At 71.5% G+C, this 19,106-nt stretch carries 16 protein-coding genes; 4 read left to right on the forward strand and 12 right to left on the reverse strand.

Features of this window, described 5'->3' with window-relative positions; genetic code table 11:
- Positions 1-25: 25 nt before the first annotated feature.
- The 10 genes from FY030_RS09590 to FY030_RS09630 all read right to left on the reverse strand — a co-directional run bounded on the left by FY030_RS09590 (position 26) and on the right by FY030_RS09630 (position 10,634).
- Positions 26-1,390: an AMP-dependent synthetase/ligase gene (locus tag FY030_RS09590; RefSeq protein WP_337692442.1), complete on the reverse strand. Its 1,365-nt coding sequence runs from the start codon at positions 1,388-1,390 to the stop codon at positions 26-28.
- Positions 1,387-1,869 carry an AMP-binding protein gene (locus tag FY030_RS17220; RefSeq protein ID WP_337692443.1) on the reverse strand — a complete coding sequence of 161 codons (483 nt, stop codon included), beginning with the start codon at positions 1,867-1,869 and terminating at the stop codon, positions 1,387-1,389. Before FY030_RS17220 ends, FY030_RS09590 begins: the two co-directional genes overlap by 4 nt.
- A gap of 55 nt (positions 1,870-1,924) precedes the next feature.
- The gene (gene rodA / locus FY030_RS09595) at positions 1,925-3,070 is read right to left on the reverse strand and encodes a rod shape-determining protein RodA (protein ID WP_158061307.1); all 1,146 of its coding nucleotides are present in this window, start codon (positions 3,068-3,070) and stop codon (positions 1,925-1,927) included.
- A gap of 11 nt (positions 3,071-3,081) precedes the next feature.
- On the reverse strand, positions 3,082-4,041 hold the full coding sequence (locus FY030_RS09600; protein WP_158061308.1) for a bifunctional riboflavin kinase/FAD synthetase: 960 nt from the start codon (positions 4,039-4,041) through the stop codon (positions 3,082-3,084).
- A 10-nt stretch (positions 4,042-4,051) separates the two neighbouring features.
- Positions 4,052-4,987 carry a tRNA pseudouridine(55) synthase TruB gene (truB, locus tag FY030_RS09605; protein WP_158061309.1) on the reverse strand — a complete coding sequence of 312 codons (936 nt, stop codon included), beginning with the start codon at positions 4,985-4,987 and terminating at the stop codon, positions 4,052-4,054.
- Positions 4,977-5,471 (reverse strand): 30S ribosome-binding factor RbfA, encoded by a 495-nt coding sequence (rbfA, locus tag FY030_RS09610; protein ID WP_158061310.1) that lies wholly within the window; start codon positions 5,469-5,471, stop codon positions 4,977-4,979. The genes truB and rbfA overlap by 11 nt, the downstream gene beginning before the upstream one ends.
- A gap of 112 nt (positions 5,472-5,583) precedes the next feature.
- A complete protein-coding gene (gene infB, locus FY030_RS09615) occupies positions 5,584-8,562 on the reverse strand; it encodes a translation initiation factor IF-2 (protein WP_158061311.1) in 2,979 nt (992 codons plus the stop codon).
- Positions 8,563-8,765: 203 nt separating this feature from the next.
- Entirely contained in the window at positions 8,766-9,089 is a 324-nt protein-coding gene (locus FY030_RS09620) for a YlxR family protein (RefSeq protein ID WP_158061312.1), read from the reverse strand.
- 1 nt (position 9,090) lies between these two features.
- Positions 9,091-10,110, reverse strand: a complete 1,020-nt coding sequence (gene nusA / locus FY030_RS09625) for a transcription termination factor NusA (RefSeq protein ID WP_158061313.1) — start codon at positions 10,108-10,110, stop codon at positions 9,091-9,093.
- Positions 10,110-10,634, reverse strand: coding sequence for a ribosome maturation factor RimP (locus tag FY030_RS09630; RefSeq protein ID WP_158061314.1), 525 nt, complete (start codon positions 10,632-10,634; stop codon positions 10,110-10,112). The genes nusA and FY030_RS09630 overlap by 1 nt, the downstream gene beginning before the upstream one ends.
- Positions 10,635-10,722: 88 nt before the next feature.
- Between FY030_RS09630 and FY030_RS09635 the strand changes: the two genes are divergently transcribed.
- The 4 genes from FY030_RS09635 to FY030_RS09650 are packed head-to-tail and all read left to right on the forward strand — an operon-like array spanning position 10,723 to position 16,282.
- On the forward strand, positions 10,723-11,757 hold the full coding sequence (locus FY030_RS09635) for a ferritin family protein (protein WP_158061315.1): 1,035 nt from the start codon (positions 10,723-10,725) through the stop codon (positions 11,755-11,757).
- Between the two features lie 5 nt (positions 11,758-11,762).
- Complete coding sequence (locus FY030_RS09640) at positions 11,763-12,806, forward strand: aminoglycoside phosphotransferase family protein (protein WP_158061316.1); 1,044 nt, start codon at positions 11,763-11,765, stop codon at positions 12,804-12,806.
- A gap of 40 nt (positions 12,807-12,846) precedes the next feature.
- The gene (locus FY030_RS09645; RefSeq protein WP_158061317.1) at positions 12,847-14,922 is read left to right on the forward strand and encodes a thioredoxin domain-containing protein; all 2,076 of its coding nucleotides are present in this window, start codon (positions 12,847-12,849) and stop codon (positions 14,920-14,922) included.
- 49 nt (positions 14,923-14,971) lie between these two features.
- Positions 14,972-16,282 (forward strand): CapA family protein, encoded by a 1,311-nt coding sequence (locus FY030_RS09650; RefSeq protein WP_158061318.1) that lies wholly within the window; start codon positions 14,972-14,974, stop codon positions 16,280-16,282.
- A gap of 59 nt (positions 16,283-16,341) precedes the next feature.
- Here FY030_RS09650 and FY030_RS09655 read toward each other — a convergent pair whose 3' ends face one another.
- Both FY030_RS09655 and FY030_RS09660 read right to left on the reverse strand, forming a co-directional pair.
- A complete protein-coding gene (locus FY030_RS09655; RefSeq protein WP_158061319.1) occupies positions 16,342-17,130 on the reverse strand; it encodes a TSUP family transporter in 789 nt (262 codons plus the stop codon).
- A 26-nt stretch (positions 17,131-17,156) separates the two neighbouring features.
- Positions 17,157-18,992, reverse strand: coding sequence for a proline--tRNA ligase (locus tag FY030_RS09660; protein ID WP_202879688.1), 1,836 nt, complete (start codon positions 18,990-18,992; stop codon positions 17,157-17,159).
- Positions 18,993-19,106 lie beyond the last annotated feature (114 nt).

The raw sequence follows: 19,106 nt of genomic DNA on the forward strand, positions 1-19,106 counted from the left end.
CACGGCTGGGTCGACTCAGCGCGCCTCAGGCGTCGGCGTAGAACCCGTCGAGCGTGTCCCTGTACTTCTCGGCGACCTTCTTGCGCTTGAGCTTCATGCTCGGGGTCAGGTCACCCTCCTCAACGGACAGGTCGTGGTCCAGGATGTGGAACTTCTTCACCTGCTCGTGCCGGGCCAACTTGGTGTTCAACTCGTCGACGTACCCCTGAACCATCTTCCGGGCCTTGTCGGAGGTCACGATCTGGGCGTAGGAGTCACCGGCCATGTCGTTCTTGGCCGCCCAGCCGGTGATCGAGTCAGGGTCCAGGGTGATCAGGGCCGAGACGAAGTTGCGGTGCTCGCCCTCCACGATGAGCTGGCTGGCGTAGGGGCAGACGCCCTTGAACAGCGACTCGATGTGCGAGGGGGCGACGTACTTGCCGCCGGAGGTCTTGAACAGGTCCTTCTTGCGGTCGGTGATCCGGACGTATCCGTCATCGTCGATCTCGCCGATGTCGCCAGTGTGCAGCCATCCGTCCTGGAGCGCCTGCGCGGTGGCCTCGTCGTTGCCGTGGTAGCCGGTCATGATGCCCGGGCCCCGCATCAGCAGCTCGCCGTCCTCGGCCACCTTGACCTCGGTGCCGGGCAGTGGCCAGCCGATGGTGCCGATCCGGTTCTTGGCGTGCTCGGGACGGTTGACCAGCGAGGCGGCGCTGGACTCGGTGAGGCCGTAGCCCTCGATGATCATCAGGCCCATCGCGTCGAACCAGCGGCCGATCTCGTGGTTCAGGGCGGCCGAGCCGGAGATGAAGAAGCGGATGCGCCCACCGAACCGGTCGCGGATCTTGGACAGCACCAGCTTGTCGGCCACCCGGTGCTTGGCTGCGAGCACGCCACCGGGCTCGGCGCCGCTGGCCCGGACCTCGGAGACCTCCTTGCCGACCCGGCTGGCCCAGCCGAACAGTTTGGCCTTCACCCCGCCCTCGTCGGCCATCATCGTGGTGATGCGGCCGTAGGCCTTCTCGAAGATCCGCGGTGCGGCGCCCATGAAGGTGGGCTTGACGACCGCAAGGTTCGGCACGATCCTGTCCACCCGGCCGTCGACCGCGGTGGCGAAGCCCATCTGCAGGGGGAGCATGAGCAGCAGCTTGCCGAAGACGTGGGCCAGGGGCAGCCAGAGGTACTGAAGGTCCTCCTCGGACAGGATCTTCACGGCGTCCACCGCGGCGGCCTCGTAGGTCCACGCCGAGTGCGAGAGCCGCACGCCCTTGGGCCGGCCGGTGGTGCCGGAGGTGTAGATGATCGTCGCCAGGTGCTCGGGGGTGAGCAGGTCGATCCGGGCGTCCACGACCCCGGGCTCGGACTGCAGCCGGGACCGGCCCAGCTCCTCCAGCTCGGCGAAGGTGATCACGTCCTCGCTCTCCCCGAGCTGCCATCGATGACGACGATCTTGAGCACGCCGCCGAGCTGGTCCCGGTGCTCGAGAACCTTGTCGACCTGGACCTGGTCCTCGGCGATGACCACCCGGCTGTCGGAGTCGGTGATGATGAAGCTGACGTCCTCGGACAGCGTCGTGGGGTAGATGGTGGTGGTGGCCGCGCCGGCGCACATCACGGCCAGGTCGGAGAGCACCCACTCCAGGCGGGTGGCGGAGGCCAGCGCGACCCGCTCCTCAGGCTGCACGCCCAGCTCGATCAGACCGGCGGCCAGCGCGTAGGCCCTGTCCTTGGTCTGCGCCCAGGACAGGGACGGCCAACTCTCACCGTCGGGGTAGAGGAAGGCGTCCCGGTCCGGGCTCTTGGCCACACGGTCACGGAACAGGTGACCTACGCTCGGGGCGCGATCATCCAGAATCGTCTGGTCGTAGGTTTCGTCGGCCAGTCGGGCCATCGTCAACTCCTTCGTCGGCAGGTCCTTCGTGCATCCTCTCAGGTCCAAGGGCGCGTTACCAAGCGCCACGCCCTCGCAACGTGGGCTGCTGGGCGCAGGCGAGCAGCCCCAACGCAAGCCAGCAGGCCAGCATCGAGGACCCGCCGTAGGACAGGAACGGCAGCGGCAGCCCGGTCACGGGCATCAGCCCGAGATTCATCCCGACGTTCTGGAAGGTCTGGAAGGCGAACCAGCAGGCGACGCCGACCGCGACCAGCCGGCCGAACGGATCCTCGCCGCGCAGCCCGACGAGCAGGGCCCGCACCACGAGGAAGCCGAGCAGGCCGACCAGGCCCAGGCTGCCGAGCAGCCCCAGTTCCTCCCCCGCGACCGAGAAGATGAAGTCGGTGTGCTGGAAGGGGATGAACCCGCCCTGGGTCTGTGGCCCCTGACCCAGACCGGTCCCGGACCACCCGCCGGAGCCGATCGCCAGACGCACCTGGGTGGTCTGGTAACCGATGCCTTCCGGGTCTAGCGCCGGGTCCTGGAAGGCGAGGAGGCGATTGACCTGATACGGGTCCAGCAGGGGCACCCTCAGGGCAGCCACCACGGCGACGACCGTGCCGCCCACCGCTGCGGCCGTCCATCGCCATGACGCCCCGGAGGTGGCGACCACCCCGATCGTCAGCACCCCGAAGACCAGCGCGCTGCCCAGGTCGGGCTGCAGCATGATCAACGCGATCGGCAGCGCCGCCAGCACCCATGCCAGGAGCACCTCCCGCCACGTCGGGGGCCGGTCAGGATCACGACCCTCGGCCAGGATCATCGCCAGCCCCACGACGAGGCCGATCTTGGCCAGCTCGGAGGGTTGCAGGGAGAAGCCGCCCGGCAGGAACAGCCAGGACCGGGAGCCGTTGACGGTCTCCCCCAGCGGAGAGAGCACCAGCAGCAGCCCGAGCAGCCCGGTGAGGTAGACCCAGGGGGCGACCGCACGCAGCCAGCGCACGTCGACCGCGACCACCGCCAGGGCCAGGACGATCCCGACGGCGGCGTTGACCAGGTGGCGCACGGCCAGCGCGCTGCCGGCCCAGCCCTTGGTCGAGGACCAGATGAGCAGGGCGCCCACCACGGTGAGGCCGAGCCCCGCCACGAACGGTGCCCAGTCGGTGCGGGCGTAGCGCGCGCCGACGGTGCTGGCACCGGTGGCGGTCACGCTCGCCATACCGCCCCTGCTCAGGCCAGCAGGGCGCGGGTGCGGTCCACGTCCTGCGCCATCTGCTCCATCAGGGTCTCGACCGACTCGAAGCGCACGTTGCCGCGCAACCGCTCGACGAAGTCGACCCAGACCAGCTCGCCGTAGAGGTCGAGGTCGAGCCGGTCCAGCACGTAGGCCTCCACGGTGCGCCGCACGACGTCGTCGAAGGTGGGGTTGGTGCCGACCGAGATCGCGGCGGGCAGCCGGCGGTCGGGGTGCTCGACCGGCAGTGCGGGCCGCTCCAGCCAGCCTGCATACACCCCGTCGGCGGGGATCATCCCCTCGCTGCGGGTGGACAGGTTGGCCGTCGGGTAGCCCAGCTCACGACCCCGGTGGTGCCCGTGCACGACCTCGCCGGAGACGCGGTGCTCGCGGTCGAGGATCTCGGTGGCGGTGGCCATGTCCCCCGAGGCCAAGGCCTCCCGCAGGGCGGTCGAGGACCACGTCCGCCGGCCCCGCTCGAACTCCCCTTCCGTCTGCTGCACCACGACCTCGAAGCCGTGCCGCTCCCCCAGCTCGGTCATCGTCCCGACGTCACCGGTGTTGTGCAGGCCGAAGCGGGTGTCCTGGCCGACGACCACGACCTGCGCGCGCAGCCCTTCCACGAAGGTCTGCACCACGAAGTCCTCAGGAGAGAGCTGGGCGTACTCCCGGGTGAACTCGATGACCACCACGCCGTCGAGACCGAGCTTCTCCAGCAGCGCCAGCCGGTGCTCCAGCCCCACGATCGCCTCCGGGGCCCGCTCGGGGTGCAGGACCGCCACGGGGTGGGGGTTGAAGGTCACCGCGACGGCTGCCAGACCGCGGCCTGCCGCCAGGTCCACCACGGTGCCCAGCACGGCCTGGTGCCCTCGGTGGACGCCGTCGAAGTTGCCGAGGGTGGCCACGGTGGGACCAAGGTCGGCGGGGACGTCGTCCAGGCTGCTCCAGCGATGCACGGGCGTCACTCTAACCGCCGTCGGCGGGCGCCAGGACCACGTGCGCCCTGGCCTGCCCCCGCGACTCGTCCAGCACGGCCACCAGCCGACCGTCGGGACCGATCGCGGCCACGGGGCCGGCCCGACCCGGCTGCTCGGCGGGGATCCGCTGGCCGTAACCCAGCGCGCGCGCCTCCGGCTCGGTGAGCTCACGCACCGGCAGGGCGGCGCGGGCGGCGCTGGCCAGGTCGACGAGGTATGCCGCCGGGCCCGGCCCGTGCTCGGGGTCCAGCTGGTCCAGGGTGACGGCGTGCTCCAGGCCCAGGTCACCGACCCGGGTACGGCGCAGCGCCGTCAGGTGGCCGCCGACCCCGAGGCTCGAGCCGAGGTCGCGGGCCAAGGCCCGCACATAGGTCCCTGAGGACACCTCGACCTCGACGTCCAGGTCGACCACCGACGTCCCGTCCGGCAGCTGCTCAGCACGCCGCCGGAGCACGGTGAACCGGGAGACGGTCACCGGCCGGGCGGCCAGGGTGACCTGCTCCCCGCCGCGCACACGGGCGTAGGAACGGCGGCCGTCGACCTTGATCGCGCTGACAGCACTCGGGACCTGCTCGAGGGGCCCGGTCAGGGCGGCCACCGCCTCGGCGATCTGCCCCTGCGTGAGATGTCCCGCCTCCGCGGTCGACGTGGTCTCACCCTCGGCGTCGTCGGTCAGGGTCGCCTGGCCGAGCCGGACGGTGGCGGCATACCCCTTGTCGTGGCCGACGAGGAAGGTGAGCAGCTTGGTGCCACGGTTCACCCCCAGCACCAGCACCCCGGTCGCCATCGGGTCCAGGGTGCCGGCGTGGCCGATCTTGCGCGTGCGACACAGGCGGCGTGCCCGCCCGACCACGTCGTGGCTGGTCCAGCCCGCCGGCTTGTCGACGACGATCAGGCCGTCGCCGACGGGCGGCTCAGCGGTCATCCGTGTCGGTCTCCCTGACGGAGTCGGCCTGCGCATCCAGCTCGTCCTGGGCCTGCTCGGCCTCGGTGCGTGGCTTGCGGTAGGGGTCGGGCTCGCCGGCATACGCCTGCTCCGCGCGGGCGGCGGCGAGCTCGGCGTCCCGGGCGGCGACCTGGGCCAGCAGCTCGTCCAGGTGCTGGGCGTCCTCCGGCAGCGCGTCCAGGATGAACTCCAGGCTGGGGGTGAGCCGGATGCCCAGACCCTTGCCGACGAAGGAGCGCAGCCGGCCGCGGTAGTTCTCCAGAATCTCCGCGGCGGTCGCGCGGTCCTCCTCGGTGCCCAGGACGGTGTAGAAGACGCTGGCGTGCTGGGTGTCACCCGTGACGCGCACGTCGGTGATGGTGATGAACCCCTTGCGCTCGTCCTTGACCACCTGGGACAGGCCTTGTGTCACCAGCTGCTTGATCCGCTCGGCGATCCTGCGTCCGCGTGCCTGGTCGGCCATGAGGTCCTCCTGTTGTCGTCGGCGGCGCTCCCATCGGGGAGCGCGACCATCTTACGGACGACGCGGCCGGCCCCACCTTCGCAGGTGGGGCCGGCCGGACGTCATACCTAGATCAGCTGCGGGGGATCTCGCGCATCTCGTAGGTCGTGATGAGGTCATCCATCTGCAGGTCGTTGAACGACCCCAGGTTGATGCCGCACTCGAAGCCCTCGCGGACCTCGGTCACGTCGTCCTTGAACCGCCGCAGACCGGCGATCTCCAGACCCTCGGTGATGACGACGCCCTGACGCGTGATGCGTGCCTTGGCGCCCCGGTTGATCGTGCCGCTGCGCACCAGCGCACCGGCAACGTTGCCGAACTTGGAGCTGCGGAAGATCTCGCGGATCTCCGCCGAGCCCGTCTGGTGCTCCTCGTACTCCGGCTTGAGCATGCCCTTCAGGGCGTTCTCGATGTCCTCGATGGCTTGGTAGATCACCGAGTAGTACCGGATCTCCACGCCTTCCTTCTCGGCGTAGTCGGCGTTCTGGCCCTCGGCCCGGACGTTGAAGCCCAGGATGATGGCATCGGAGGCGACGGCGAGGTTGATGTTGTTCATCGTGATCGCGCCGACGCCGCGGTCGATGATCCGCAGCTCGACCTCGTCGCCGACGTCGATCTGCAGAAGGGCGTCCTCCAGCGCCTCGACCGAACCGGACACATCGCCCTTGAGGATGAGGTTGAGGGTCTCCACCTTGCCCTGGGCCAGGGCCTGGTTGAGGTCCTCCAGGCTGATCCGCTTGCGGGACTTGGCCAGCGCGGCCTGCCGGTCGGCAGCCTCGCGACGCTCGGCGATCTGCCGGGCGGTCCGGTCGTCCGGCGCCACCAGGAAGGTGTCGCCGGCGCGGGCCACGGTGTCCAGACCCAGCACCTGCACGGGACGCGACGGGGTCGCCACGTCCACGTTGGTGCCGTGCTCGTCGAGCATCGCCCGGACGCGGCCGTGGCTGGAACCGGTGACGATCGCGTCGCCGACCCGCAGGGTGCCCTGCTGGACCAGCACGGTCGCGACGGCGCCGCGGCCCTTGTCCAGGTTGGCCTCGATCGCGACACCGCGCGCGTCCTTGTCGGGGTTGGCCCGCAGGTCCAACGCGGCGTCCGCGGTCAGGAGCACGGCGTCGAGCAGCTCTTCGATGTTCTGGCCCTGCTTGGCCGAGACGTCGACGAACATGGTCTCGCCGCCGTACTCCTCGGCGATCAGGTTGTACTCGGTCAGCTGCTGGCGGATCTTGGCCGGGTTGGCGCCCTCGACATCGATCTTGTTGACCGCGACGACGATCGGCACGTCGGCCGCCTGGGCGTGGTTGAGCGCCTCGATCGTCTGCGGCATGACGCCGTCGTCGGCGGCGACCACGAGGATCGCGATGTCGGTCACCTTGGCACCACGGGCACGCATGGCGGTGAACGCCTCGTGGCCCGGGGTGTCGATGAAGGTGATCGCCCGCTCCGCGCCGTCGTGCTTGGTCCGCACCTGGTAGGCACCGATGTGCTGGGTGATGCCGCCGGCCTCGTCGGCCCCGACCTCGGACTCGCGGATCGCGTCCAGCAGGCGAGTCTTTCCGTGGTCCACGTGACCCATGACGGTCACGACCGGCGGACGCGGCTCGAGGTCCTCGTCGGACTCGGCCTCGGTCTCGGCCTCCAGGTCGATGTTGAAGGCCGTGAAGAGCTCGCGCTCCTCCTCCTCCGGGGAGACGACACGGATGTCGTACCCCAGCTCTGAGCCCAGGACCGCGAAGGTGTCCTCGTCCAGGGACTGGGTCGCGGTGGCCATCTCGCCCAGGTGGAAGAGCACGGTCACCAGCGCCGCGGGGTCGACGTTGATCTTGTCGGCGAAGTCGCTCAGCGACGCACCGCGGCGGACCTGGATGACCTTGCCACCACCGCGGGGGACGTTGACGCCGCCGATGGCGGGCGCCTGCATCGCCTCGAACTCTGCGCGCTTGGCCCTCTTGGACTTGCGTCCGCGGACCTTCCCGCCGCCACGACCGAATGCTCCGGCCGTACCGCCACGACCCCTCGGGCCACCACCACGGCCGCCAGGACCGCCGCGGAAGCCACCGGGGCCACCGGGGCCACCGCCGGGAGCCCCACCGGGTCCACCGGGTCCACCCGGACGTCCTCGCCCACCGGGGCGAGCTGGGCGGTCACCGGGACGGGGCACGGCAGCCCGCTCCGGCATCATGCCGGGGTTGGGACGGGGGCCGCCCGGGCGTGGACCGCCGGCGCCGGCCTGGCCACCGCGGCTCCCGCCCGGACGGGGCATGCCCTGGCTGGGCGCGAACGGGTTGTTGCCCGGCCGCGGGGGGCCACCCCGCTCACCACCGCGCTCACCACCGCGCTCACCACCAGGGGCGGGGCGACGCTCCCGCGCCTGACCCATGCCCTGGCTGGGCGCGAACGGGTTGTTGCCCGGACGGGGGCCCGGCTTGACGCCGGGACGGCCCGGACGGGGACCGCCACCGGAACGACCGCCGTCGGACGGACGCTCACCACCGGGGCGTTCGGTGCCCTGACGACCGGTCGACCGACGTTCCGTCGCGGGACGCTCCGTGGCCGGACGCTCCGGCTGGCGGGGTCCCGGCTTGACGCCCGGGGTGGGGCGGGCCGGCTCTGCGGTCGGCTCGGCGGCACGGCTGGGCTCCGCCGGGGCCGAGGGCTCCGCCGGGATCGAGGGCTCCGCCGGTGCCGAGGGCTCGGGCGTCGCCTGGGCCGGCTGCTGCGCGGCCGCACCCGGCTTGGGCGCATCAGGGGCCGGCGCCGGGGTTGTGGCTCCCGGCTTCGGCGCTGCGGCACCCGGCTTGGGCGCTGCGGGGCCGGGCTTGCCCTGGCCGCTCCTGGCCGCGGGACGGGGGGCGGAACCCTTGTCGTTGGCCGCCCTGCTCTTGCCCTTGGCGTCGGCCGGAGGGTTCTCGCGAATCTTGCGGACGACAGGGGGCTCGATGGTCGACGATGCCGACCGGACGAACTCTCCCTGCTCCTTCAGGTGGGCGAGCAGCTGCTTGCTCTCGACCCCGAGCTCTTTGGCGAGCTCGTAGACCCTGAGTTTTGCCACGGTGTGGTGTCTCCTTGAAGGTTGCGCCACGACCGGGGCCCGCTCAGGGCACAGCCGTGACTAGTGCTGCTGGGTGCTCATTGCTGAGTACTCATCGGGTGCTCATCAGCGTCAAACCCGCTTCCGGTTCCTCGATGACAGGTCCCACGTCAGGACCCGCCCTGTGCTGACCGACCGGGTCGGGCGACCCGGTCTTGTTGTTGTCACGCGCGCTGCTGCGCCAACCGCTCCTGCACGGCGTGCGTCTCGGGCTGGCTCCCCGCCGGAAGGCGGAGCGCCCGACCAAAGGCTCGGCGCGCGATCGCGGTCTGCAGGCAGGCTGGGTCGGGGTGCACATAGGCTCCTCGGCCCTGCCCACGCCGTCTCTCGTCGGGCTCGATGGTCCACCGGCTGGTGGTCCCGTCCCGGCGCGCGACGACACGCAGCAAAACAGTCTGTTCGTCCCGCCCCCGACACCCCACGCAGGTACGCACGGGCGTGTGCCGTGCACGTGGAGGGGTGGGGTCGGTCCGGACAGCGTTTACCATCTTACACTCCTTGGGCGTCTGCCCCGTGCTCCTCCTGCTCCTCGGTGTCGGCCCGGATGTCGATCTTCCAGCCAGTGAGGCGGTTGGCCAGGCGCGCGTTCTGCCCCTCTCGGCCGATCGCCAGCGACAGCTGGTAGTCCGGCACGACGACCCGGACCTGCTTGGTGCGGGGGTCGACGACACGGGCGGACTGGACCTTGGCCGGCGACAGTGCCGAGGCGACGTAGCGGGCCGGGTCCTCGTCGTAGTCGACGATGTCGATCTTCTCGCCCTGCAGCTCGCTCATCACGGCCCGCACCCGCTGACCCATGGGGCCGATGCAGGCCCCCTTCGCGTTGACCCCCGACACCTCGGAGTGGACCGCGATCTTGGTGCGGTGGCCGGCTTCGCGGGCCAGCCCGGCGATCTGCACGGTGCCGTCGGCGATCTCGGGCACCTCCAGGGCGAAGAGCCGGCGGACCAGGTTGGGGTGGGTCCGGGACAGGGTGATCTGCGGCCCACGGGGTCCGCGCTTGGCGCTGACCACGTAGCACCGCAGCCGCTGCCCATGCGGGTAAGACTCCCCCGGCACCTGCTCGGCCGAGGGCAACTCGCCCTCGACGGTGCCGAAGTCGACAAGCACCATCCGAGGGTCACTGCTCTGCTGGATGATCCCGGAGACGACGTCGCCCTCGCGGGCGCGAAAGTCGCCCAGCACGGCGTCGTCCTCCAGCTCGCGCATTCGCTGGGTGATGACCTGCCGCGCGGTGGCGGCGGCGACCCGCCCGAAGCCCTGAGGGGTGTCGTCATACTCCGGACCTGGCTCACCCCGGGTGCCGTCCTCCAGCACCGGTGCGTCCTCGCGGGCCCACACGGTCACGTGGCCGGTGCTGCGGTCCAGCTCGACCCGCGCCTGCCGGGCGTGACCCTCGACCCGCTGGTAGGCGGAGAGCAGGGCCTGCTCGATGGCCTCCACGATGACATTCATGGGGATCTCGCGCTCGCGTTCCAGCAGCCGCAGTGCGGCCATATCGATGTCCATCAGTCGTCCTTTCCGTCGCGCCGGTTGAACTCGACCTGCACCAGCGCCGTGGCCACCTCGGTGAGCGCGATCGGGGTGTGCGGTGTCTTGGCCAGAGTGAGCAGGTCCGCCTCCCCGTCGGTCTCGACGGAGGTCAGGCGGTCGGTCGTGGTCGTGCCGGCGGTGGTGGTGATCTTGACCAGGCGGCCGACATTGCGACGGAACTGGTCACGGGTGGTCAGGGGCCGGTCGAGGCCGGCGGAACTCACCTCGAGGGTGTAGGGGCTCTGCCCCATGACGTCGGAGGAGTCGAGCGCGTCAGAGACCGAACGGGTGGCCTCGGCCACCTCGTCCAGGGTCAGCGGCTCCACCGCGGAGGTGGTGTCGTCCTCGGGCAGGTCGCTGACGTCGCGGGCGAGGAAGATGCGGACGAGGCGCCGACGACCCGCCTGGTGCACCTCGGTGGCGTCGATGACCACCTTCGTCCCGGTGAGCGCGTCGGCAGCCAACTGCGTGATCGACTCGGTAGTGGCCCGGGCGTCCATGCGGTGCTCCAATCTTCTGCTGTGGACCGTGGGCGGGCACCGCGAGATGCCGGCCACCTCGGTCGGGGCATCTACCCTACCGAATGAGATGATCCCCGTCATGCCTTCGACTGGACCAAGCCGCCGTGCCCTGCTGCGCGCCGGGCTGGCCGGGATCGCCTCAGTGGGGCTGCTGGCCGGGTGCAGCGGCGACCGGGCCCGCACACCGTGGTCCCCGGAGCCGACGGCTGACGAGGCTGCGGCCGCTCGGCGAACGCCCGACGGTGACCTGCTGCTGCGGGCCCGGGAGCGCCTGGCCGGCCACCGCGCGGCCCTGTCACGGGCGCACGCGGACACTCCTGAGGGCCGAGCCCAGGTCCGGACCGTGGCAGAGCTGTGGCAGACCCAGCAGGAGCGGTTGGAGCAGCTGATCCTCCTGGGCGGGATCCCCCTGCCTGAGCTGGACGCAGAGATCCGCACGCTGCCTGAGGCGGACGACGAGACAGACGACGAGGCCGCCACGACGGGGCCGGGACCCGACGATGCGCGGCATTCCGCGACCGGCCCATCTGCGCAGACCGTCGGTGAACAGTTGCGCGGGGGCCTCCCCCAGGTCCTGGAGGACCTCAGCCGCTCCAGCGCGCTGAACAGGGCCATGCTCGTCTCGTTGGCCGCCCAGCACGTGGAGTCTGCGCGGCTGTTCGGGGCGCCTGCCGAGTGGCCGCCGCTCGAGGGACCCGTGGGCGCCGCCGCCGTGCCTGTGCTGGCCCGCACCCGGCCAACCGTCTTCGGCCTCGAGGTGGTCGCCGCCCGTTCCCGCGGCGAGGAACGGCTTCGCTACGAGTCGGTCCTGGCCGCGGTCCGGTCCACCACCCGCGCGCTCACTACCCTGGCCGGTGACGCGGCTCCCCTGCCGCCCTTGGGCTACGACCTCCCCGAGCCCCTCGACGACGAGCCCGGGCGGCTCACGCTGGCCCGGGCCTTGGTGCGCGACATCGAGCCGGCCGTCCTGTCCGTGGTTGCCCGGGCGGGCAGCGACGTGGAGCAGCTGCGCTCACTCGTGCGTCTTCTGGCGCAGACCCAGCAGTGGGCCGACGAGCTCGACGTCGACCCTGACCCCTTCCCTGGCATGACCCTGCCCTGACCGCCATGGCCTGGTCCTTGACCCCAGCAGACCTGCCCGCCCAGCTCGTGCGCGACCTCACCGGCCGCCCTGTCGACGCAGAGCAGGACGTCGCCCCGAGCACAGGCCGAGGTTCGCGGGTGACCAGGGCAGCGCGCGTGGACGGTGACACCTGGCTCGCCCAGCTGCCCCGGACGGTGGCCGACGCGATGGACCGCTGGCAGCTGACCCCCGACCCCGCCACACCGCTGCGCTCCGGCTACACCGCTGTGGTGATCCCGGTGTGGCGGCCCAGGGGTGACGCAGGGGTGCTCAAGGTCGGCTGGCCGCACCCCGAGGCCGACCACGAACACCTCGCCCTGCGGGCCTGGGCCGGTGCCGGTGCCGTCCAGCTGTTGGCGGCTGACCCCGCCTCGGCGACGCTGCTGCTCGAACGTCTCGAGGCCGACCGAGACCTGACCTCGGGCTCGGTGCTGGGCACAACCGAGACGCTGGGGCACCTCGCCCGGCTCCTGGATCGCCCCGCCCCGCCCTGGGCTCCGCGGTTGAGCGTGCACCTGGCTGGCCTAGTCGCGCAGTTGGACCGGTTCGCCGCCGACCCCGGATCGGCCAGAGCTTTCCCCCGCCGGATGGTGCAGCAGGCCACCTCGATCGCCCGCGACCTGCTTTCCGAGGGCGGCGGATCCGCGGCCGGCGAAGGCCCTCACCCGCTGGACGCGCGACTGGTCCACACCGACCTGCACCAGGGCAACGCCCTGTGGCGTCCCGATCCCGGTGAGTGGGTGGCGATCGACCCCAAGGCGATGGCCGCCGACCCGCACTGGGCGCTGGCCCCGGCACTGTGGGACCGGTGGGAGGACGTGCTGGCGGCCCACGACGCCCGTGCCCACCTGCAGCTGCGGATCGGGCTCCTGTGCGACGCCGCAGGCCTGGACGAGGATCGGGCCCGCGCGATGACGATCCTGCGACTGGTGCACAGCGCCGTCCACGCAGCCCGCACCGGCGGCCCCGACGCCGCCGAGTGGGCGGACAAGGCGGTGACCATCGTCAAGGCCGCCCAGCCCGGCTGAGAGGCTCGCGAGTGCCGGGCCGGCCGCATACGGTGGGGTGATGGCCAACCGTCTCGCCAGCAGCACCTCGCCCTACCTGCAACAGCACGCCGACAACCCGGTCGCCTGGTGGGAGTGGGGCGACGAGGCGTTCGCCGAGGCGCGCCGCCGTGGCGTGCCGGTCCTGTTGTCCATCGGGTATGCCGCCTGCCACTGGTGCCATGTCATGGCCCACGAGTCCTTCCAGGACCAGGAGGTTGGGCGGGTGCTCTCGCAGGACTACGTGGCGATCAAGGTCGACCGTGAAGAGCGCCCCGATGTGGACGCGGTCTACATGACGGCGACCACGGCACTCACCGGGCACGGCGGCTGGCCGATGACCTGCGTGCTCACCCCCGAAGCAGAGCCGTTCTGGGCCGGCACCTACCTGCCGCGGGAGAACTTCCTGCAGCTGCTCACCGCGGTGACCCAGCAGTGGCGCACCGACCGCGAGCGGCTGGAGCAGGGGGCGCGGCAGATCGTCACCGCCTTGCAGGAGGCGGAGACGAGAGTCGCCGGGCGACCGGACGGGCCGGCGGACGGCGCCAGTGTCGTCCCGACGCTCGCCGGGCTGGGTGCGCCGGAGGACACCGATCCGCCCGCTGTGGACCTCGAGCTGCTGACCCACGCCACCCGCTCCCTCGCCGACGACTACGACCACCAGCACGGCGGGTTCGGCAGGGCACCGAAGTTCCCGCCGTCCATGGTCCTGGCCTTCCTGCTGCGCCACCACGGCCGCACGGGTGACCCCTCGGCGCTGCAGATGGTCCGGGGGACCTGCGAGGCGATGGCCCGATCGGGCACCTACGACCAGCTCGGTGGAGGCTTCGCCCGCTACGGCGTCGACCGCCAGTGGGTCGTGCCGCACTTTGAGAAGATGCTCTACGACAACGCCCTGCTGCTCGGGGTGTATGCCGACCTGGCCCGAGCGGACGCCACTTCGCGACCGTGGGCGGAGCGGGTGGTGCGCGAGACCGTGGCCTGGCTGCTGGATGAGATGTGGACCGAGCAGGCCGCCTTCGCCAGCTCCTTGGACGCCGACACCGACGGCGTCGAGGGGCTGACGTACGTGTGGACACCGGAGGAGCTGCGCCAGAGCCTCGGCGAGGAGGACGGGGCCCGGGCCGCGGCTCTGCTGGGGGTCACGGAGGAGGGCACCTTCGAGCACGGGGCCTCCACCCTGCAACTGCGCGCCGACCCGGAGGATCCCGCCTGGTGGGCCTCGGTCCGCGAACGGCTCCTGCTGCGCCGCACCCTGCGCCCCCAGCCGGCCCGCGACGACAAGGTGGTCACCGCCTGGAACGGTCTGGCCATCGCCTCCCTCGCCCACGCCGGCTGGCTGCTGGAGGAGCCGGACTGGGTGGACGTGGCCGCGCGCTGCGCCCGGTTCCTGCTGTCCGAGCACCTCGTCGACGGCCGGCTTCGCCGCAGCTCCCGCGACGGGCAGGTCGGTGCCGCGCTCGGGGTCGCCGAGGACTACGGCAACCTCGCCGACGGTCTGCTTGCCCTACACCGGGCGACCGGGGAGACGATCTGGATGGAGCAGGCCGGTGTCCTGCTCGATCAAGCGGTGGAGCTGTTCGGCGAGCCGGACGGCTCGTTCGCCGCCACCGGCCATGACGCGGAGCAGCTCGTGCTGACCCCCCAGTTCCAGGGGGACAACGCCGAGCCCGGCGGGCTCTCGGCCATCTCACTGGCGCTGGTGCGGCACGGCGTGCAGGCCGGGCGGGTGGACCACCTGGCCCGGGCCGGAGAAGCTCTGGACGCCAGCAGCGCCCTGCTGCGTCGGGCACCCCGCTTCGCCGGCTGGGCGCTGACCGCGGCCGAGGAGCTAGCAACCGGCCCGGCACTGGTGCGCCTGTCCCCTGCCCGTTCCCATCGACGTCCCGCGCGGAGCACCGGCCCTGACGAGCGGGCACCGGCATCGGATGAGCTGGGGCGGGCGGCACGGCATACCCCGGTAGGAACGCTAGTGGTGGACGGGGACGCCTCGATCTCTTTGACGGACGGAGCACGGGCCGCGGTCGTCTGCCACGGCACGACCTGCGGGTTACCCCGGACCGACCCGGCACAGCTGTCCCGGTTGGCGCACGGCTGACCCCGTCACCCGTGGACCGCGAGGGTGCGCCGCTGCCTACGCTGTGACCATGCCGTTCTCGACCCGCTGCGCCCGCCTGGGCGCGCTGACCCTCGTGCCCCTGTTCGTCCTCGTCGCCTGCTCCGGGGACGAACAGACGACCGGTGGCCCGTCGGGGACGCCGCCGGTCACCGCAGCGCCGGACGGCGCGGACGACGCCGGCGGCACGGGGGACACGGCCGATGACGAGGCCCAGCAGACCGCCGGCCCTGCCGACCCGGCTACGGGCGAGGCGGTAAAGCTCACCATCGTCGCCAGCGGGGACATCCTGCCCCACTCCTGGGTCAACGTCAGCGCGCGCCTCTACGCCGGGTCCGGAGATCGCTCGATGTACCCGAGGGACGGCGACACCTACGACTACACACCGATGTTCGCCGATGTTACGGACCTGATCTCCGGCGCGGACCTGGCCCTGTGTCACCTGGAGACCCCGCTCTCGCCGGACGGCACGGACCTGTCCTATCCCAACACCCTGTCCTTCAACACCCCCCGCGAGATGGCTGACGCGCTGGCCGGTGCCGGGTTCGACGGCTGCGACTTCGCCTCCAACCACACCATGGACCGCGGAATCCGGGGCCTGGCCGACACCGAGCAGGTGCTGCGCGAAGTGGGGATGGGCTATGCCGGGCCCACCGCCCACGAGGGCCGCGCAGGGCAGGCCGAGGTCTACGAGGTGGGCACGGATGCCGGGACGGTGCAGCTGGCGCACCTGGCCTACACCTACACCTACCCCAACTCCGGCGAGCCCACGACCTACATCCCCGAGCAGGCCCCCTGGTTGGAGCAGGCCCACTGGCCGAACATCGGCAGCGCCGGCATCCTTGAGCAGGCACAGACCGCCCGGGACAAGGGCGCCGACTTCGTCGTGGTCTCCATGCACTGGGGCGAGGAGTACCAGGCCCAGCCGACCCCGCAGCAGCGCCAGGTCGCGCAGGAGCTGCTGGGCTCGGACACCGTGGACCTCGTCTTGGGCACGCACGTGCACGTCATCCAGCCGTGCGAGCAGATCAACGGTAAGCACGTCATCTACGGCTTGGGCAACTTCTTGTCCAACCAGTCGCCGACGACCGCGTCCTCGCTGCGCCCGGAGACCCAGGAGGGCATGGTCGCCCTGCTGACCCTGTCCCGTGACGAGCAGGGCACGGTGAGCTCGTCGATGGCCTATCAGCCGACCCGCGTGGAGATCCCACCGGAGGTCGCCCCCGGCCACGTCATCCGGTTGGTCTCCCCGGACACCTACCCCGAGTCCTGGGAGCGCACGGTCGCCTCCGTAGACCTGCTCGGCGGGTGCGACGCCGAGCCGATCCAGCCGGCCCCCTAGGACCCAGGGACGGGGGCAGTACGCCGGGCGGACCTCGCCAGGCCCGACGGGCGGACACCTCAGCTGAACTGCTGCAGGGTCTCCCAGCCGATGACGAGGACGAAGGCGCTCACCACGAGCACGAAGAAGAGGCGGACGAAGCGGCTGCCGCGGGCGACCGCGACCCGCGCCCCCAGGTAGCCGCCGACGATGTTGCAGGCGCCCATGACCAGCCCTACCTCCCACAGGACCGCCCCGGCCGGCACGAAGACCACCAGGGCGGCAAGGTTCGTGGCCAGGTTGGCGATCTTGGCCTTGGCGCTGGCCTCGAGGAAGCCATAGCCCAACGCGCTGACCAGAGCGAAGACGAAGAACGAGCCGGTGCCGGGCCCCAGCGCCCCGTCGTAGCTGCCGACGAGCAGCCCGATCACGACCGCGACCGCGAGGTGCCGCTTGCCGACGCGGCCGAAGCGCAGCCGCTGCAGTTGGCCCATCGTGGGCCTGGCCAGCGTGTAGCCACCGACCACGAGCAGCACCGCGAGGATGATCGGGTTGAACATCTCCTTGGAGAACCAGAAGGCCACGCTGGCCCCGCCGAGGCTGCCGATGAAGGCCGCGCCGGCGAGGGGGAAGGCGGTGCGCAGGTCGGGTCTGACTCGGCGGAAGTAGGTAATCGAGCTCACCGTCGTGCCGCAGATGGACCCCAGCTTGTTGGTCGCCAGCAGCTGCACCGGGCTGGCGCCGGGCAGGCCGAGGAGAAGAGCAGGCAGCTGGATCAGCCCGCCGCCCCCGACGACCGCGTCGACGAACCCTGCCGCCAGCCCGGCGAGGGCCAGGAGGACCAGGATGCCTGGTTCGATGCCCTCCACGCCTCAGACGCCCGGCCGGTATGCCGTCAGGCCTGAGGCCGCGCAGCGGCGGCCTCGGCCACCGCCTGCTCGCCGCGGACCTCGGCCAGCACCTGGGTCACCGCCTCGTCGACGGCGACCTCCCGGCGCTCACCGGTGCGACGGTCCTTGATCTCCAGCACACCGTCGGCCAGGCCGCGGCCGATGACCACGATCGTGGGCACCCCGAGCAGCTCGGCATCCTTGAACTTCACGCCGGGGCTGACCTTGGGCCGGTCGTCGTAGACGACCTCCAGACCAGCCCCCGTCAGCTGGGCCACCAGCCCCTCGGCGTGCTCGAAAATCGCCTGGTCCTTGCCGGTGGCGAGCACGTGCACGTCGGCCGGGGCCAACGCCCGCGGCCAGACCAGACCGAGCTCGTCGTGGCTGGCCTCGGCAACCGCGGCGACGGCGCGGGAGACCCCGACGCCGTAGGAGCCCATGGTCACCGTGACCAGCTTTCCGTTCTCGTCCAGCACCTTCAGGTCCAGCGCCTCGGCGTACTTGCGGCCGAGCTGGAAGATGTGGCCCATCTCGATGCCGCGGGCCAGGGTCAGCGTGCCGGCGCCGTCCGGGCTCGGGTCGCCCTCGCGGATCTCGGCGGCCTGGATGGTGCCGTCAGCGGTGAAGTCGCGGCCGTTGACCAGGTCGTAGACGTGCTTGCCGTGCTCGTCGGCGCCGGTCACCCAGGCCGAGCCGTGCGCGACCGAGGGGTCGAGCAGGTAGCGGATGCCGCTGCCGCCGCGCTCCGCCGAGGTCTCCCCGAGCATCGCCGGACCGATATAACCCTTGACCAGCATTGGGTAGGCCGCGAAGTCCTTCTCCTCAAAGGGCGTCCACGTCGCCGGGGCGACCTGCGCCTCGAGCCGTTTGGCATCCACCTCGCGGTCGCCCGGCAGCCCGACGGCCAGCGGCTCGCGGGTGCCGTCGGGGTAGGTGAGCATGACGACGACGTTCTTGAGCGTGTCGGCGGCCTTCCACGCCCGGCCGTCGGTGCGCGGGTGCAGCGCGTTGGACTGGGCCACCAGCGTCTCGATGGTCGGGCTGTCCGGGGTGTCCTCCACGCGCGCGGCCGGGGTCGCGTCGACGACCTCCTGGCTCAGGGGCGGCGCCTGAGGCACCACGACCGCCTCGACGTTCGCGGCATACCCGGAGGCCTCGCACCGCACGAAGGTGTCCTCGCCGACCGGGCTGACGGCGAGGAACTCCTCGCTGGCCGAGCCACCCATCGCACCGGAGTCGGCGTGCACCACGACGTAGTCGAACCCGAGGCGGTCGAAGATGCGCAGGTAGGCGTCACGGTGCCGCTGGTAGGCGGCCTCCAGCCCGGCGTCGTCGACGTCGAAGGAGTAGGAGTCCTTCATCACGAACTCGCGCCCGCGCAGCAGCCCGGCGCGCGGACGCGCCTCGTCGCGGTACTTGGTCTGGATCTGGTAGAGCGTCAGCGGCAGCTCCTTGTAGGAGCTGAACATGTCCTTGACGGCGAGGGTGAACATCTCCTCGTGGGTGGGCCCGAGCAGCATGTCCGCGCCCTTGCGGTCCTGGAGCCGGAAGAGGTTGTCGCCGTACTCGGTCCAGCGGCCGGTCGCCTCGTAGGGTTCGCGGGGCAGCAGCGCCGGGAAGCTCAGCTCCTGGCCACCGATCGCGTCCATCTCCTCGCGGACGACCTCCTCGACCTTGCGCAGCACCTTCAGCCCCAGCGGCAGCCAGGTGTAGACACCCGGGGCGGCGCGCCGGATGTAGCCAGCGCGCACCAGCAGCTTGTGGCCGGGCAGCTCGGCCTCGGCCGGGTCCTCGCGCAGGGTCCGCAGGAACAGGTTCGACAGGCGCGTGGTCCGCGACACGAGGGGGCACTCCTTCTACCGTGCAATGGTCCCGCGGCACGTGGCAGGGGCACGCACAGGTATGCAGAGGCACGCCTGCCCCGCCGCGGGGTGACCGTCGCAGCCTACCCGTCG

The sequence above is a fragment of the Ornithinimicrobium pratense genome, assembly GCF_008843165.1.
GTDB lineage: Bacteria > Actinomycetota > Actinomycetes > Actinomycetales > Dermatophilaceae > Ornithinicoccus > Ornithinicoccus pratensis.